Consider the following 15,689-nt stretch of genomic DNA (forward strand, 5'->3'; position numbering starts at 1 on the left):
AAGTCGCTCGAAAAACCTGCTACGTTAATGGCTCGCCCCGGATTGGTCAAGGTAAAATACCCGCCCAAGGCCAGTAAAAGCCCGCCATTCAGCCGCACCCCGAGGCCCGCATCCAGGCCGGGCGCAGGCCGGAAAAACAAGCCCCGCACAGCGGGCAATTATCTCCCCGACTAGGATTCATTCTGGCTACACCACGCGAACTGTCGGATTTTCTCGCCGGCGTCGAACGCCGGGCCTTCAAACAGGCCCTGTTCGCCGTGCGTGACGAAGAAGCTGCCCTGGACCTGGTCCAGGATGCCATGATGCGCCTGGCCGAGAAATACGGCGACCGGCCGGCAGAAGAATTGCCGATGCTGTTCCAGCGCATCCTGCAAAATGCCATCCGGGACTATTACCGCCGCAGCAAGGTCCGCTCCATGTGGACCACCCTGCTCTCCTCCCTGACCCCGGGGGACGACGAGGACAGCGACCCGCTGGACACCCTGGAGGTGGAAGGCAAGGCCGGCGACAGCCCGGAGGGCTCTCTGGAACAGTCCCAGGTCCTGGCCGTCATTGAAGCAGAGATTTCCCGCCTACCCGGACGTCAACGGGAGGCCTTCCTCATGCGTTATTGGGAAGATATGGACGTCGCAGAGACGGCGGCAGCCATGGGATGCTCCGAAGGGAGCGTCAAGACCCATTGCTCCCGGGCCACCCACACCCTGGCCGCCGCATTGAAAGCAAAAGGAATAACCCTATGAACGAACAGCACTTTGCCTACCAGATACGGCGACATCTGAACCAGGAGACCATGGCGCTCAGCCCGAGCATCACGGATCGCCTGGCGGCAGCCCGTAGCCAGGCGCTCGCCCACCAGCGGGTGGCCGCCCACGCCCCCATCCTGGCCGGCCTGGGTTTCCACCTGCACCTGGACGGCTTCCGCCCCAAGCACATGCTGGCCGCCCTGGCCCTGGTCGTCGGCCTTTCCTCCGGCATGCTGTGGCAGGCCGACGAACAGATGAACGAACTGGAAGACGTGGATAGCGCCCTGCTGGCCGACGATCTGCCCCTGGACGCCTACACGGACCAGGGATTTGCCGCCTGGCTGGACCAGAACCCTGACGAATGACCGGTAAGCCGGCCTCCTTCCCCTTCCTGCTCTTGCTGGCCCTGCTGGCAGGCTTGGTTGCGCCCGCCGGCGCCCAGACCCCCGGCACCACCGCCGTCGTCGCCACCCCGCCCCAGCCGGCCTGGCAGGAGCTGGACCAGACCCAGCAGCAGATCCTTGCCCCCCTGGCGGAGGACTGGAACCGGATGGAGAACTACCGGCGCAAGAAGTGGCTCGGCATTGCCGCCCGCTATCCGCGCATGGCCGAGCAGGAACAGGAGCGGGTCCAGCGGCGCATGCGGGAATGGGCCAACATGACCCCCGAGCAGCGCAAGGAAGTCCGGGAAAAGTACAAAAACATCAAACAGTTGCCGCCGGAACGCAAGAACGCGGTGAAGCAGAAGTGGGAAGAGTACGCCAACCTGTCGGAAGAGCAGCGCCTGCAGCTCAAGGAAGCGGGCGCCGCCCGGCCGCGCCAGGCGGCGCCCCAGGGCATCGGCAAGGCCTTTACCACCCTGCCCCTGCGCAGCCTCGCCCCCCTGTCGCTGCGCCCGGCCCCGGCCACCCCCCATCCCAGACCGACGCCCCCCGCCCTGCCTAACGGCAAGAAGGTGCTGGGCAAGGGCGGCATCCCCCAATTGCCCCATCCGCCCCAGATCCTGCGCATTCCGGGCGACGGACAGATTCCCTCCCTGCTGCCGCCCATGCCGAAGCGGGCGCCGGCACCCAGCCGCAAGCCCTGATGACTTCCCGCCCCGACCCCACCCTGGCCAGCGGCCAGGGCAAGCCTGCCGCCCCCGACCAGCGCAGCCCGGCCAGCCTGTTCCGCCGCCTGGCCAGCATGCTTTACGACACCCTGCTGGCCCTGGCCGTACTTTTCCTCGCCTGGCTCCTGCCCCACATTCTGCTGGGGCTGGTCGGCAAGGTCATGGCACACCCCGCCCTGCTGTGGGGTCACTTTTTTCTGGTCCTGCTGCTCTACTTTGGCTGGCTCTGGCTCCATGGCGGCCAGACCCTGGCCATGAAGACCTGGCGCATCCGCCTGGTGAACGCCAACGGCGGCGGCATCCAGCCCCTGCAGGCCCTGTTGCGCTACCTGCTGGCCTGGCCCAGCCTGGGCTTTTTCGGCGCCGGCCTGGTGTGGGCCCTGTTTGACCGGGACGGCCAGTTCCTGCATGACCGGCTGGCGGGAACCCGCCTGGTCAATAGCAACCACGCCTGAACCACGGCAGCAGACAGGCTGCCAGCGGACAAAAAGAAACCGGGCTCAGGGCCCGGTTTCTTTTTGTCCATACGCAGGAATCTCCTGCCGCCTGCGCCTAACGCCGTTCGACCCACCACATCATGCCCATCGCCGCCAGGAGGAACATGGCGGACGGTGCCACCGCGCTGGAGAAGGGCGGCCAGCTGTTGATGATGCCCAGGTTGGAGAAAAGGCCGTTAAGCATGTGGAAGAACACCCCCAGCATGACGCCGGAGAAAATTTTCAGGCTGACGCCGCCCACCCGGTTGTGGCTGTAGCCGAAAGGCAGGGCCAGGGCCACCATCACCAGGGCCGCCAGGGGATAGACCACCTTCTTCCACAGGGCGATTTCGTAACGCTGGGTCTTCTGCCGGTTGTCGGAGAGGTGCTTGATGTAGGACATCAGGTTCCACACCGACATGCGCTCCGGGACCACCAGCAGCACCGAGAGGATGTCCGGATTCAGGGCCGACTGCCACATCACCTCGTCCTGGTGGGCCACCCGGCCCCGCACCGGCTGCCCCTTGGCGTCGTGCTCCAGGATGGTCTGCTCCACACTGTTGAGGCGCCATTCGCTGGTGGGGAGATATTCGCCTTCCTTGGCCTCGCTGACCATCTGCAGCCGCTGCTGGTCGTCGAACTCGTAGATGCGGATTCCCAGCAGCTTGGCTTCCGGCGTCACCGTGCGCACGTTGATGAAGCGGTTTTCGTCCTTGACCCACAGACCGGTGCGGAAATCGGCGGAAAGGGCCGTGCCCTGGGCCTGCAGGCGGATGCGCTGGCCCAGCTTCTCCGACGGCGGCGCCAGGAACTCACCGATGATGAAGGTGAGGAAGGCAAACAGGGCCGCCACCCGGAACAGGGTCATCAACAGTTCCCGGGTCGACAGGCCGGAAGCCCGCAACACGGTGATTTCCGAATGCCGGGCCAGGGTGGACAGGGCGAAGAGGGAGCCAATCAGCACGGCGATGGGCATCAGTTCATAAATGCGGCCGGGCAGGGTCAGGGTCACAAAAATGATGGCGTGCTGGATGCGGTAGGCCCCCTTGCCGATATCCCCCAGCTCGTTGATCAGGTCGAAAAAGCCGAAGAGGGCGAGAAATGCCGCCAGCACCAGCAAAGTGGCAAAAAACACCTCACGGAAGAGGTAGCGCTGATAGGTCTTGCCGAGAGGAAGCTTCATTTACGCAGCCGCAGGAAAGAGAACACCGCGATGCGGCGGAAGAACAGCAGGGGCAGCAGGGCCGCCATCAGCACGTGCACCAGCCACCAGCCGGTGGAGAAGGAAAGGCGCCCCTGGGCCACCCAGGCCTGGCTGACGGAGAGCAGATTGCTGTAGATGGTGAAGGTGAGCAGGGCCAGGATCATGTTGGCGGAACGGCCGGCCCGGGGATTGACGAAGCTCATGGGAATGGCCAGCAGGGCCAGCACCAGGGCGGACAAGGGCACCCCCACCCGCCACAGGAACTCGGCCATGTAGCCGGGACTGCCGTTTTTCAGCAATTCCCTGGTGGATGTGTTTTTCGGCGTCTTTTCGATGCCCTGGCTTTCCTTGGTATCCACCCGCAGGGCATAGCGCACGAATTCCAGCACCCGGAACTCGGGAATGCCGGGCGTCACTTCATAACGACGGCCATGCTCCATGACCATGAAACGGTCGCCGTTTTCCATCTGTTCGGAACGGCCGGTGGCGGCCATCATGACCCCCAGTTTCTGGTGCTGCATGGAACTGACGAAAATGTTGCGCACCTGGGTCGAATCGTCCGCCACCGCCTCGACGAACACCACGCGCTGGGAGGAACTGGCTTCCTTGAAGGCCCCCGGGGATACCTGGGCCGTGTCGTCCCGGTTCTGGCCGGTCAGCTTCTGCCGGTACTCGGCGCTCATTTTCAGGGCCCAGGGCGAAATCAGCAGGGACAGCAGGGCGATGCTCACCACCACCGGCAGGGTGAAGGTCAGCACCGGCCGCACCCAGGCGGTGAGGGACTGACCCGAAGCGAACCACACCACCATTTCCGAATCCCGGTAGCTGCGGGACAGGGTCAGCAGGATGGCCATGAACAGGGTCAGGGACAGCAGCACCGGCAGGGAATTGAGGGCGGCGAAGCCGAGCAGGGCCACCACGGCCTCGGATGCGACTTGGCCGGCAGCGGCCTGGCCCAGCAGGCGGATCAGCTGGGTGGTCAGGAGAATGGCAAAGAGGGCGATAAACACGCCCAGGGCCGCCTGGGTAAATTCACGCCGCACGGCGCGCTGGAAAATCATGCTTTGACTTTGCCGAAAGGAAACGGTGATAATCGACGCTGAATTTGCGGTTTAGCTACTTTTTTGCCGATTTATCACAAAGTTACGGATAGGAGCGGACGGTGGAATTTAGCATAAAAAGCGGTAGTCCGGAAAAGCAGCGCAGCGCCTGTGTGGTGGTCGGAGTTCACGAACCGCGCAAGCTGACCCTGCCGGCGGAACTGCTGGACAACGCTGCCCGCAGCTATATTTCCGACATCATTCGCCGCGGCGACATGGAAGGCAAGCTGGGCTCCACCCTGCTCCTGCACAACGTGCCCGGCACCCTGTGCGATCGGGTCCTGCTGGTGGGCCTGGGCAAAGAGAAGGAATTCCGGGAAAAGGAATACTGCCAGGCCGTGCGCACGGCGGTGAAAACCCTCAATGAAACCGGCTCCTTCGACGGCGTCGTCTTCCTCACCGAAATTCCGGTCAAAAAGCGCACCGTCAGCTGGCGTGTGCGCCAGGCCGCCATCGTCGCCCAGGAAACGGTTTACCGCTTCGATCAGCTGAAGAGCAAGAAGGACGAAGTCCGCCGCCCCCTGCGCAAGCTCACCTTCGCCGTCGAACGGCGCAACGAACTGACGCCGGCCGAAGAAGCCCTCAACCAGGGCCTGGCCATCGCCGAGGGCATGGCCCTGGCGAAGAACCTGGGCAATCTGCCGGGCAACCTGTGCACCCCCACCTACCTGGCCGAGCAGGCGACCGCCATGGCCCAGGAACACGGCCTGGAATGCCAGATCCTGGAAAAGGCCGAGATGGAAGCCCTGGGCATGTTCAGCCTGCTCTCCGTCGCCCGCGGCTCCCACCAGCCGCCCAAGTTCATCGTCCTGCAGTACAAGGGCGGCAAGAAGGAAGAGAAGCCCCTGGTGCTGGTGGGCAAAGGCATCACCTTCGACACCGGCGGCATTTCCCTGAAGCCGGCCGCCGAAATGGACGAGATGAAGTACGACATGTGCGGCGCCGCCAGCGTCCTCGGCACCATCAAGGCCGCCGCCCTGATGAAGCTGCCGGTGAACCTGACGGTGATCGTGCCGGCCACGGAGAACATGCCCGGCGGCAGCGCCACCAAGCCCGGCGACGTGGTCACTTCCCTCTCCGGCCAGACCATTGAAGTCCTCAACACCGACGCCGAAGGCCGCCTGGTGCTGTGCGACGCCCTCACCTACGCCGAACGCTTCGAGCCGGAAACGGTGATCGACGTGGCCACCCTCACCGGCGCCTGCGTCGTCGCCCTGGGCGCCGTGGCCACCGGCCTCTTCAGCAACAACGACAGTCTGGCCCGGGAACTGGCCCACTGCGGCGACGAGGCCTTCGACCGGGCCTGGCACATGCCCCTGTGGGAGGACTACCAGGAGCTGCTGAAGAGCAACTTCGCCGACATGGCCAACATCGGCGGCCGTTACGCCGGGGCCATCACCGCCGCCTGCTTCCTCGCCCGTTTCACCAAGAAATTCGAGTGGGCCCACCTGGACATCGCCGGCACCGCCTGGAAATCCGGCGCCGACAAGGGCGCCACCGGCCGCCCCGTGCCCCTGCTCACCCACTACCTGCTGAAGCGGGCCGGCAAGCTGGATTAAGGCAGGCCCACGACCATGACCCGGGTGGACTTTTACTACGACGTGCCGAACAAGCTGGCCATCGCCGTCAAGCTCGCCCACAAGGCCTTTTCCCAGCGCCTGCCCCTGGCCATCTACACCTCCCAGCCCCCCGTGGCGGAGCAGATCGATCGCCTGCTGTGGACCCAGCCGGCCCTGGGCTTCCTCCCCCACTGCCGGGCCGACGCGCCCCTGGCGGCGGAAACGCCGGTGCTCATCGCCGAGACGCCGGCCGCCCTGGAACGCCTGCCCCAGGACGAGCTGCTGATCAACCTGGACGACGAGGTGCCGCCCGGCTTCGCCCGCTTCAAGCGCCTCATCGAGATCGTCGGCCGCGAAGAGGAAGACAAGACGCCCGGCCGGGCCCGCTTCAAGTTCTACAAGGATCGGGGCTACGAGATCAACCGCCACGACCTTTCCGCCAAATGAGCGACTTCATGAACGGCAACGACGGCACCCCGACCCCGCCGACGGGCAACTCCAGCATCATCCCCTTCCCCCCGCGCCGCCGCAGCTTCGTCGCCGCCCCACCTCCACCGCCGCCCCCGGCACCGGCCGGCCCCCTGGATCTGGACCTCTCCGACCTGGTGCCGGAAGGCGATGACGACATTCCGGTGCTCACCGAAGTGGTGGATCTGGCCTCGGTCAGCGCCGACGCCCCCGACGAGAAGGACGCCGGCCCCGACCTGGAGGCCCTGCGGGAAACCCTGGCCGACGCCCTGGCGGCCGAACTGGCCCATTCCATCGAGCAACGCCTGGCCTCCGAGCTGCCCAGCCTGGTGGAAGCCACTCTGGCCGGCCTGCAGGACGACCTCAAGGCCGGCATCATCGCCGCCACCGAAGCCGCCCTGAAGGACTTCATCGCCCGTCGGCAACAGCTGCAGCTGCCCTTCGACCCACCCGCCCCGGGCAACTGAACGGGCCGACCGGCCCAAATCTCCGGACAAGCAGACCGGGAGCGCCCGCCGCTTCCGGTATAATTGCGCCCTTTCCTTTCGCCCCAATCCCCTGATTCCTATGGAACTCGCCAAAAGTTTTGAGCCGGCAGCCGTCGAACGCCACTGGTACCCGCTCTGGGAAGAACGCGGCTACTTCGCCGCCGGCCTGGACACCAGCAAGCCCGCCGACCAGTCCTTCTGCATCCTGCTGCCGCCGCCCAACGTCACCGGCACCCTGCACATGGGCCACGGCTTCAACCAGACCATCATGGACGCCCTCACCCGCTACTACCGGATGAAGGGCCACAACACCCTGTGGCAGCCGGGCACCGACCACGCCGGCATCGCCACCCAGATCGTGGTGGAGCGCCAGCTGGACGCCCAGGGCATCTCCCGCCACGACCTGGGCCGGGAGAAGTTCCTGGAGAAGGTGTGGGAGTGGAAGGAATACTCCGGCGGCACCATCACCCGCCAGATGCGCCGCATGGGCACCAGCCCCGACTGGAAGCGGGAACGCTTCACCATGGACGCCGGCCTCAACAAGATCGTCACCGAATCCTTCGTCCGCCTCTACAAGGAAGGCCTCATCTACCGCGGCAAGCGCCTGGTGAACTGGGACCCGAAGCTGCACACCGCCGTCTCCGACCTGGAAGTGGTGCAGGAGGAGGAAGACGGTTTCATGTGGCACATCCGCTATACCCTGGCGGACGGCAGTGCGACGCTCACCGTGGCCACCACCCGGCCCGAGACCATGCTGGGCGACACCGCCGTCATGGTCCACCCGGAAGATGAGCGCTACAAGCACCTCATCGGCAAGATGGTGAAGCTGCCCCTGACCGACCGGGAAATCCCGGTCATCGCCGACGCCTATGTGGACATGGAATTCGGCACCGGCGTGGTGAAAGTCACCCCGGCCCACGACTTCAACGACTACGCTGTGGGCCAGCGCCACAACCTGCCGATCATCAGCATCCTGACCCTGGATGCCAAGATCAACGAGCACGCCCCCGAGAAGTACCGGGGCCTGGACCGGTTCGACGCGCGCAAGGCCGTGGTGGCCGACCTGGAAGCCCTGGGCATCCTGGAAAAGACCGACAAGCACAAGCTCAAGGTGCCCCGCGGCGACCGTACCGGCGTGGTCATCGAGCCCATGCTCACCGACCAGTGGTTCGTCGCCATGAGCAAGCCCGGCGAGGACGGCAAGTCCATCACCGAGAAGGCCCTGGACGTGGTGCAGTCCGGCGAGATCAAGTTCTACCCGGAAAACTGGGTGAACACCTACAACCAGTGGCTCAACAACATCCAGGACTGGTGCATCTCCCGCCAGCTGTGGTGGGGCCACCAGATTCCCGCCTGGTACGGCGTGAACGGCGAAGTCTTCGTCGCCCACAACGAAGAAGAAGCCCGGGCCCAGGCCGACGCCGCCGGTTACGCCGGCCAGCTGACCCGGGATGCGGACGTGCTCGACACCTGGTACTCCTCCGCCCTGTGGCCCTTCTCCACCCTGGACTGGACCCCGGAATACCCGGCCAAGTCCAACCCGGCCCTGGATCTCTACCTGCCCTCCTCCGTGCTGGTCACGGGCTTTGACATCATCTTCTTCTGGGTGGCGCGCATGGTCATGATGACCAAGCACATCACCGGCAAGATTCCCTTCAAGCACGTCTATGTACACGGCCTGATCCGGGACGGCGAAGGCCAGAAGATGTCCAAGTCCAAGGGCAACGTGCTGGACCCCATCGACCTCATCGACGGTATCGACATCGACGCCCTGGTGCAGAAGCGCACCACCGGCCTGATGAATCCCAAGCAGGCCGAGAGCATCGCCAAGAAGACCAAGAAGGAATTCCCCGAAGGCATTCCCGCCTTCGGCACCGACGCCCTGCGCTTCACCTTCGCCAGCCTGGCTTCCCCCGGCCGCGACATCAAGTTCGACCTGAACCGCTGCGACGGCTACCGCAACTTCTGCAACAAGCTGTGGAACGCCACCCGCTTCGTGCTGATGAATGTGGAAGGCCACGACCTGGCCCTGGAGCACCAGCAGGCCGCCGGCGGCGCCTGCAGCGCTGATGCGCCCCTGAAGTTCAGCTTTGCCGACCGCTGGATCGTCAGCCACCTGCAGAAGGTGGAGCAGGAAATGGCCAAGCACTTCGAGGAATACCGCTTCGACCTGCTGGCCCAGACCCTCTACCGCTTCATCTGGGACGAGTTCTGCGACTGGTATCTGGAAATCGCCAAGGTGCAGATGAACGGCGGCACTCCGGAAGAAGCCAAGGCCACCCGCCGCACCCTGGTGCGGGTGCTGGAGACCATCCTGCGCCTGGCCCACCCGCTGATCCCCTTCATCACCGAGGAACTGTGGCAGGCCGTGGCCCCCATCGCCGGCCGCAAGGACGCCGAGTCCATCATGCTCACCCGCTACCCGGAAGCCAACCCGGCCAAGCTGGACGAGGCCTCGGAAGCCCAGGTGGCCCTGCTCAAGGAACTGGTAGGCGCCTGCCGCAACCTGCGCGGCGAAATGAACATGTCCCCCGCCACCAAGGTGCCCCTGCTCGCCGTCGGCGACAAGGAAGCCCTGGCCCGCTTCGCCCCCTACCTGGCGGCCCTGGCCAAGCTCTCCGAAGTGCAGATCGTGGACGACATTGCCAGCGACGAGCCGGCCCCCGTGGCCGTGGTCGGCAACTTCCGCCTGATGCTCAAGGTGGAGATCGACGTGGCCGCCGAGAAGGAGCGCCTGAGCAAGGAAATCGCCCGCCTCGAAGGGGAGATTGCCAAGGCCAATGCCAAGCTCTCCAACGAGAGCTTCGTCGCCCGGGCCCCGGAAGCCGTGGTGGCCCAGGAGAAGGAACGCCTGGCCAACTTCAGCGCCACCGTGGACAAGCTCAAGCCCCAGCTGGAAAAGCTGAACAAGGCCTGAGCCGGCCCGCTCCCCCCAGAAAAACGCCCCGGTTGAGCCGGGGCGTTTTTGTTTTCGGGCTTGGGAAGCTGAAGCCCTAGAGACATTGCAGGCACTCGGCCTGCGAGGCAATAGGCACGCCATTTCTGGCAGGACATCGCTGGCGAATGCCGTCCCTGCTTGCCCCCAGGGCAGGTGGCCTTTCAGCCCTGGGACGCCAGCGTCACCGGCACCAGCCCCCGCAGGGCGTTGCCCATGTACAGCGCTTCGGCCCGGGCCAGGTCGGTCAGGGTCAGCACCCGTTCCCGGGCCTCACCGGATTCCAGCAGGCGCCGGCGCAGGATGCCCGGCAGCAGGCCGCAGGCCAAGGGCGGGGTGTAGAGCACGCCGTCGAGGCGGACGAAGACGTTGCTGCGGGCACCCTCGCAGACTTCGTCCCGCTCGTTGAGGAAAAGGGCATCGAAGCCGCCGGGCAGGGCCATGACCCGCTGCAACTCCCCATCGTAGAGGGCCCGGGCGGTGGTCTTGTGGCGCAGCAGGTAGCGGCGGGAGTCGAGACGGTGGGGCGAGAGATGGACCTGCCACGGCCCCGGGGAGGACTCCAGGGGCACGGCCTGCCGCTGCAGGGTGCCGGCCTTGTTGAGGCTCAGGCGCACGCGGAAGCGCCCGCGGGGATGGGTCGTGGCCAGGGCCGCCAGGGCCTGGGCCACGCTGGCGTCGTCGTGGGCGAAGCCCAGGGCCTGGGCCGAGGCGGCCAGGCGCTGACGATGCAGTTCGCCGTCGGGGAAGGTGCCGTCATCCAGGCGCAGGGTCTCGATCAGCTCCAGGCCCGGGTCCAGGTCGGTGAGGAAGCGGGCCTTGAGCAGGCATTCCCGGTACTCGGCGGCGGGCTCGGAGTCGGTGACGATGCCGCTGCCCACCCCCATGACGCCGCGCCCGTCGGCTGCCAGTTCCAGGCTGCGGATGGCCACGTTGAGGCAGAAGTCCCCGTCCGGCCCCAGCAGCCCCAGGCTGCCGGTGTACAGGCCCCGGGGCCCGACTTCCAGTTCCTCGATGATTTCCATGGCCCGCAGCTTGGGCGCGCCGGTGATGGAACCGCAGGGAAAGAGGGCCGCCAGGGTCTCGCCCGGGCCGACGCCCGGGACCCGGGCGCTGACCGTGGAGGTCATCTGGAAGACGCTGGGGTAGGTCTCGATGGCGAACAGCTCTTCCACCCGCACCGAGCCGGTCTGGGCCAGGCGCCCCAGGTCGTTGCGCAGCAGGTCCACGATCATCAGGTTTTCCGCCCGGTCCTTGGCCGAGGCCGCCAGGGCGGCCCGGTTGGCTGCATCGCCGGCCTCGTCCGCACCCCGCGGCGCGGTGCCCTTCATGGGCCGGGTGCGCAGGGTGTCGCCGCGGCGCGCGACGAACAGTTCGGGGGACAGGGAGAGGATCCGTCGCTCCGCCGTCAGCACCAGGCCGCCCAGGGGCGTCGGCTGGCGTTGCCGCAGGCGGGTGTAGAGGGCCAGGGGATGACCGTAGGCCTGGAAATGCAGGGGAAAGGTGAAATTGACCTGATAGCAGTCGCCGGCGGCGATGTAGTCCCGGATGCGCTGCACCGCGGCGGCATGGGCGGCTTGATCCAGCCCCGGCGCCAGCTCGGCGATGCCGCAGGCGGTCTGCTCTGCCGGCAGGGCCGCCACCTGGTCCGCCAGCCAGTTCCGGGCGGCATCGGTATCAAGCCGTTGCGCCGCGGCGAAAAGCCACAGGTGGCCCCGGGGCGCCGGGCTGTCGGGCAAGCGGAACGGGCATCCCGCCTTGCCCGGCTGCAGCAGGCGCCCCAGTTCGTAATCCAGGGCCAGCACGGCCCACCAGCCCCGGGCGGCGCCATCCTTGGCGGCGGCCAGGCCCCGCTCCAGGTCCTGTAAGGTGTGCAGGGCATGGGTCTGCCGCAGGTCCGTGCACAGCCGGGCGCCGCCCTCCTCTTCGAGGAAGGCAAAGGCGGCGGCCTCGACGGGGCCCGGGGACGGCGGGGTCAGGGACAACGGGGAAGGGGAAAAGAAAGCGGCAGGAACGGCACGGCAAGGAGGCCGCCGCACCTGACGGCAGGGCCTACTTGCGCTTGAAGAGGAAGGTGAACACCCGCTCCTCTTCGCCGGAGGCCAGCAGTTCGTTGCCGGTCTGCTTGGCGAAGGCCTGGAAGTCCTTCACCGCCCCCGGGTCCGTCGCCAGGACGCGCAGCAGCTGGCCGCTCTGCATTTCCGCCAGGGCTTTCTTGGTACGCAGGATGGGCAGGGGGCAGTTGAGGCCCTTGACGTCGAGTTCGCGATCGGGGGTCATGGCAGGCGGGATTCAGGAGAAAGGCAGGCCGCCATGGTAGCGGCCCCCCGGGGCCTTGCCAAGCCGCCGGGAAGGCCGGCCTAGCGCTTCTGCCGGGCTTCCTCTTCCTGACGGGTGCGCAGCTCCCGCAGGCGGGCATCCACCACGGATTGCTCGTAGAAATTGCCGTCGCCGGAGCGCTGGGCCATCTGTAGCTGGTCGATGGCCGGCAGCAGCTGCCCCTGCAGGGCATAGGCCTCGGCCAGGGCCTGGTGCTGCTGCAGCCGCCGGCCCAGGGCCGAGGCGGTCTTGGCCTTCAGGCTCCACAGCTTGTAGTCGCCGGTGTACAGCTGCAACTGGCCGTCCAGATAGGCCAGGGCCTCGGCCGGACGCTTGTCCGCCAGCAGGGCCTCGCTGTAGCCATACATGAGGGACTTGGCGAAGGGGGCATTGCGCAGGGCGCTCTTGTAAATGGCGATGGCGCCGGCCACGTCACCCTGGGCGCTGCGGCTCTCCGCCGCCAGATTGTCCAGCATCGGCGAGGCGACCTTGAGCCGGCGCAGATTCTGGATTTCCTGTTCCACCGCGGCGTAGTTCTTGGCCCGCAGCTGGGCATGGGCCAGGCCGAAGCGGATGCCGGCCTCGTTGGCAAACTTGCGTTCCTTGAGCAGGTGCTCCAGGTCCGCCACCGCCTCCCGGGGGGTGCCCAGCTGGGCCCGCAGCTTGCCGCGCACCAGGTGGAAATCCAGGCTGTCCGGCACCTGCTTGTAGGGCGTCTTCTGGGCCCGGTTCTGCATGTCGGCGATCCGCTCCACCGTCAGGGGGTGGGTGCGCATGTAGGACGGGGCATTGTTCTCGTAGAGGCGGGAAGCCTGCTGCAGGCGCTGGAAGAAATCTCCCATGCCGCGCACGTCGAAGCCGGCCTTCTCCAGGGTCTGGAAGCCGATGCGGTCCGCCTCCCGCTCGAAGTCCCGGGAGAAACCGAGCTGGGACTGCACCATGGCCGCCTGGGAGCCGACGATGGCGGCGGAGGCGGCATCCGGATTCTTGCTGGCGGCCAGCAGGGCCAGGGCCATGGCGGCCATGGCGACGATGGAGTTCTGCTTTTCCTTGGCGATGCCCCGGGCCAGGTGATGCTGGGTGACGTGGGAGATTTCGTGGGCCAGCACCCCCGCCAGTTCCGATTCGCTCTGGGCCGAGGTGATCAGACCCGTATTCACCCCCACGTAGCCGCCGAAGGTGGCGAAGGCGTTGATGGTGGGATCCTTCATGACGAAGAAGGTGAAGCCGAAGCCCGGATCGGGACTGGCCGCCGCCAGACGCTGGCCCAGCTGGTCCACGTAGGCGGCGATTTCCGGATCGTCCAGGTATTGGGGATCGCGCAGGCGTATTTCGTTGAGGATGCTCTCCCCGACCTTCTTCTCCAGCTGGGGCGGAATATCGCTCTGGGAGGAGTCCCCCAGGTCCGGCAGACCGTCCGCCAGGACCGGCGGCATGGCACTGAGGAGAGCGGCCACCAGCATGGTGGCGAGGGCGCCGCGCCGGACACGCCGGGGGCGGGAAGGCTGGGTTCGCGGGGCAAAATTCATGGTGCTATGATACCGCGCTTCCCTTGCCCGTTCCCTGACGCCATGGCCGCCGAAACAACCTTTACACAATTTACCCATTTCGACGCCGGCGGCCAGGCCCACATGGTGGACGTGGGCGACAAGGCCGAAACCCAGCGCCGTGCCATCGCCACCGGCCGCATCCTGATGGAACCGGCCACCCTGGCCCTGATCCGGGACGGCAACGCGAAGAAGGGCGACGTCATCGGCATCGCCCGCATCGCCGCCATCCAGGGCGCCAAGCGCACCGCCGACCTGATTCCCCTGTGCCACCCCATCGCCCTCACCCGGGTGGCCGTGGACTTCGACATCGATGCCGCCGCCAATGCGGTGGAATGCACCGCCACCACCCAGTGCACCGGCCGCACCGGGGTCGAGATGGAAGCCCTCACCGCCGTCAGCGCCGGCCTGCTCACCATCTACGACATGTGCAAGGCCGTCGATCGCGGCATGCGCATCGAAGGCATCCGCCTGCTGGAAAAGGCCGGCGGCAAATCGGGCCTGTGGCAGGCCGAGTGATCCTCCGACAGATTCCTTACCCAAGAGACCCCATGGACGCCATCCGCCGTCATCTCCTGCAAAGCGCCGCCCGGGGCGGCCTCGCCGTCGCCCTCCTGGGGGCAGGCCTGCTGCGCCCGACCCGGGTGCTCGCCGCCGACTGGAACCAGCCGGCCTTTGCCGCCACCACCCTGGGCGACGCCCTCAAGGCCTACGGCACCTCGCCGGTGCCCGACAGCAGGGAAGTGCAGATCATCGCCGCCGACGTGGCAGAAAACGGCGGCAATGTGCCGGTGGAAGTGCTGGTCAAGCTGCCCGCGGTGCAGAGCATCGCCCTCTTCGTCGAAAAGAATCCCTTCCCCCTGGCCGCCAGCATCGAGCTGGCGCCGGGCGTCCTGCCCTACCTCAAGGTGCCCCTCAAGCTGGCCGAATCCACCCGGGTCAAGGCCGTGGTCAAGGCCGGCGGCAAAACCTATGTGGCCACCCGGGAAATCGGCGTCACCATCGGCGGCTGCGGCGGCTAGGAGAAGAAAATGGCAGAACCCATGAAAATCCGCGCCACCCACCAGGGCGAATTCACCGAAGTGAAGGTGCTCTTGCAGCACCCCATGGAAACCGGCCAGCGCCGGGACCCGAAAACCGGCAACAACCTGCCGCCCCACTTCATCCAGACCTTCAGCCTGGCGGTGAACGGCAAGCCCATGGTCCAGGCCCAGCTCAACACCTCGGTGGCGAAAAACCCGGTGCTGACCTTCCGCCTCCAGGGCGTCAAGGCGGGCGACCGGCTACAGGCCCAATGGCATGACAACAAGGGCGACAGCCGCAGCGACGAGGCTGTCGTCGGCGCCTGACTCCGGATCAGCATCCGGCACTACAAAACAAAAAAGCCCGCCTGGATGCCAGGCGGGCTTTTTCTTGGTGCAAATCCTGTGGGGCTTAAGCCTTCTGGATGTTGGACGCTTGCTTGCCCTTAGGACCTTGGGTGACGTCGAAGCTGACCTTCTCGCCTTCCTTCAGGGTCTTAAAGCCATTCATGTTGATGGCGGAGAAATGAGCGAACAGATCTTCGCTGCCATCATCGGGGGTAATGAAACCAAAACCCTTGGCGTCGTTAAACCATTTGACGGTACCAGTTGCCATATGTGCTACTTCCTTCTTGAATAAATCTTAAAACGGGAACTACTGTGCGTTGACTCCCCGACTGGCATGTTTGGTTTTCAAGACCGTGCGTGCGCCGTGCC

Annotated in this window: 17 protein-coding genes; 11 read left to right on the plus strand and 6 right to left on the minus strand. The window is 66.1% G+C overall.

Annotated elements, in window-relative coordinates:
• Nucleotides 1–200: 200 nt before the first annotated feature.
• Genes EV678_RS07680 through EV678_RS07695 form a run of 4 tightly spaced genes read left to right on the plus strand, consistent with a single transcriptional unit; the run spans nt 201 to nt 2,309 of the window.
• Entirely contained in the window at nt 201–740 is a 540-nt protein-coding gene (locus EV678_RS07680) for an RNA polymerase sigma factor (RefSeq protein ID WP_235832439.1), read from the plus strand.
• On the plus strand, nt 737–1,108 hold the full coding sequence (locus tag EV678_RS07685) for a DUF3619 family protein (protein ID WP_165397465.1): 372 nt from the start codon (nt 737–739) through the stop codon (nt 1,106–1,108). Before EV678_RS07680 ends, EV678_RS07685 begins: the two co-directional genes overlap by 4 nt.
• Nucleotides 1,105–1,830 (plus strand): DUF3106 domain-containing protein, encoded by a 726-nt coding sequence (locus tag EV678_RS16165; protein ID WP_207222202.1) that lies wholly within the window; start codon nt 1,105–1,107, stop codon nt 1,828–1,830. Before EV678_RS07685 ends, EV678_RS16165 begins: the two co-directional genes overlap by 4 nt.
• Entirely contained in the window at nt 1,830–2,309 is a 480-nt protein-coding gene (locus EV678_RS07695) for an RDD family protein (protein ID WP_130459067.1), read from the plus strand. The genes EV678_RS16165 and EV678_RS07695 overlap by 1 nt, the downstream gene beginning before the upstream one ends.
• 97 nt (nt 2,310–2,406) lie before the next feature.
• On the opposite strand, the gene lptG is transcribed toward EV678_RS07695, so the two are convergent.
• Nucleotides 2,407–3,513 (minus strand): LPS export ABC transporter permease LptG, encoded by a 1,107-nt coding sequence (gene lptG / locus EV678_RS07700; protein WP_014238542.1) that lies wholly within the window; start codon nt 3,511–3,513, stop codon nt 2,407–2,409.
• Entirely contained in the window at nt 3,510–4,595 is a 1,086-nt protein-coding gene (gene lptF, locus EV678_RS07705) for an LPS export ABC transporter permease LptF (protein ID WP_014238543.1), read from the minus strand. The genes lptG and lptF overlap by 4 nt, the downstream gene beginning before the upstream one ends.
• Nucleotides 4,596–4,696: 101 nt before the next feature.
• Between lptF and EV678_RS07710 the strand changes: the two genes are divergently transcribed.
• From EV678_RS07710 to EV678_RS07725, 4 genes are all read left to right on the plus strand, one after another.
• Nucleotides 4,697–6,193 carry a leucyl aminopeptidase gene (locus EV678_RS07710; protein WP_130459068.1) on the plus strand — a complete coding sequence of 499 codons (1,497 nt, stop codon included), beginning with the start codon at nt 4,697–4,699 and terminating at the stop codon, nt 6,191–6,193.
• A 15-nt stretch (nt 6,194–6,208) separates the two neighbouring features.
• Nucleotides 6,209–6,640 (plus strand): DNA polymerase III subunit chi, encoded by a 432-nt coding sequence (locus EV678_RS07715; RefSeq protein WP_014238545.1) that lies wholly within the window; start codon nt 6,209–6,211, stop codon nt 6,638–6,640.
• Nucleotides 6,637–7,128, plus strand: coding sequence for a hypothetical protein (locus EV678_RS07720; protein ID WP_130459069.1), 492 nt, complete (start codon nt 6,637–6,639; stop codon nt 7,126–7,128). Before EV678_RS07715 ends, EV678_RS07720 begins: the two co-directional genes overlap by 4 nt.
• Nucleotides 7,129–7,228: 100 nt before the next feature.
• Nucleotides 7,229–10,066 (plus strand): valine--tRNA ligase, encoded by a 2,838-nt coding sequence (locus EV678_RS07725; RefSeq protein ID WP_130459070.1) that lies wholly within the window; start codon nt 7,229–7,231, stop codon nt 10,064–10,066.
• Between the two features lie 182 nt (nt 10,067–10,248).
• Here EV678_RS07725 and pabB read toward each other — a convergent pair whose 3' ends face one another.
• The 3 genes from pabB to EV678_RS07740 all read right to left on the minus strand — a co-directional run bounded on the left by pabB (nt 10,249) and on the right by EV678_RS07740 (nt 13,932).
• Complete coding sequence (pabB, locus tag EV678_RS07730; protein WP_165397466.1) at nt 10,249–12,069, minus strand: aminodeoxychorismate synthase component I; 1,821 nt, start codon at nt 12,067–12,069, stop codon at nt 10,249–10,251.
• Between the two features lie 67 nt (nt 12,070–12,136).
• Nucleotides 12,137–12,364 (minus strand): sulfurtransferase TusA family protein, encoded by a 228-nt coding sequence (locus EV678_RS07735; protein ID WP_014235129.1) that lies wholly within the window; start codon nt 12,362–12,364, stop codon nt 12,137–12,139.
• Between the two features lie 80 nt (nt 12,365–12,444).
• On the minus strand, nt 12,445–13,932 hold the full coding sequence (locus EV678_RS07740; RefSeq protein ID WP_130459072.1) for a M48 family metalloprotease: 1,488 nt from the start codon (nt 13,930–13,932) through the stop codon (nt 12,445–12,447).
• A 42-nt stretch (nt 13,933–13,974) separates the two neighbouring features.
• Between EV678_RS07740 and moaC the strand changes: the two genes are divergently transcribed.
• From moaC to soxZ, 3 genes are read left to right on the plus strand one after another with little or no spacing between them, the layout of a single operon-like run.
• Nucleotides 13,975–14,469: a cyclic pyranopterin monophosphate synthase MoaC gene (gene moaC, locus EV678_RS07745; RefSeq protein WP_130459073.1), complete on the plus strand. Its 495-nt coding sequence runs from the start codon at nt 13,975–13,977 to the stop codon at nt 14,467–14,469.
• Nucleotides 14,470–14,501: 32 nt separating this feature from the next.
• The gene (gene soxY / locus EV678_RS07750; RefSeq protein WP_130459074.1) at nt 14,502–14,972 is read left to right on the plus strand and encodes a thiosulfate oxidation carrier protein SoxY; all 471 of its coding nucleotides are present in this window, start codon (nt 14,502–14,504) and stop codon (nt 14,970–14,972) included.
• Nucleotides 14,973–14,981: 9 nt separating this feature from the next.
• Nucleotides 14,982–15,299, plus strand: coding sequence for a thiosulfate oxidation carrier complex protein SoxZ (soxZ, locus tag EV678_RS07755; RefSeq protein ID WP_014235133.1), 318 nt, complete (start codon nt 14,982–14,984; stop codon nt 15,297–15,299).
• A gap of 85 nt (nt 15,300–15,384) precedes the next feature.
• Here soxZ and EV678_RS07760 read toward each other — a convergent pair whose 3' ends face one another.
• Nucleotides 15,385–15,588 carry a cold-shock protein gene (locus tag EV678_RS07760; protein WP_014235134.1) on the minus strand — a complete coding sequence of 68 codons (204 nt, stop codon included), beginning with the start codon at nt 15,586–15,588 and terminating at the stop codon, nt 15,385–15,387.
• Between the last annotated feature and the right edge of the window lie 101 nt (nt 15,589–15,689).

Origin of the sequence: Azospira oryzae, assembly GCF_004217225.1 — a bacterium.
GTDB classification, from domain to species: Bacteria; Pseudomonadota; Gammaproteobacteria; order Burkholderiales; family Rhodocyclaceae; genus Azospira; species Azospira oryzae.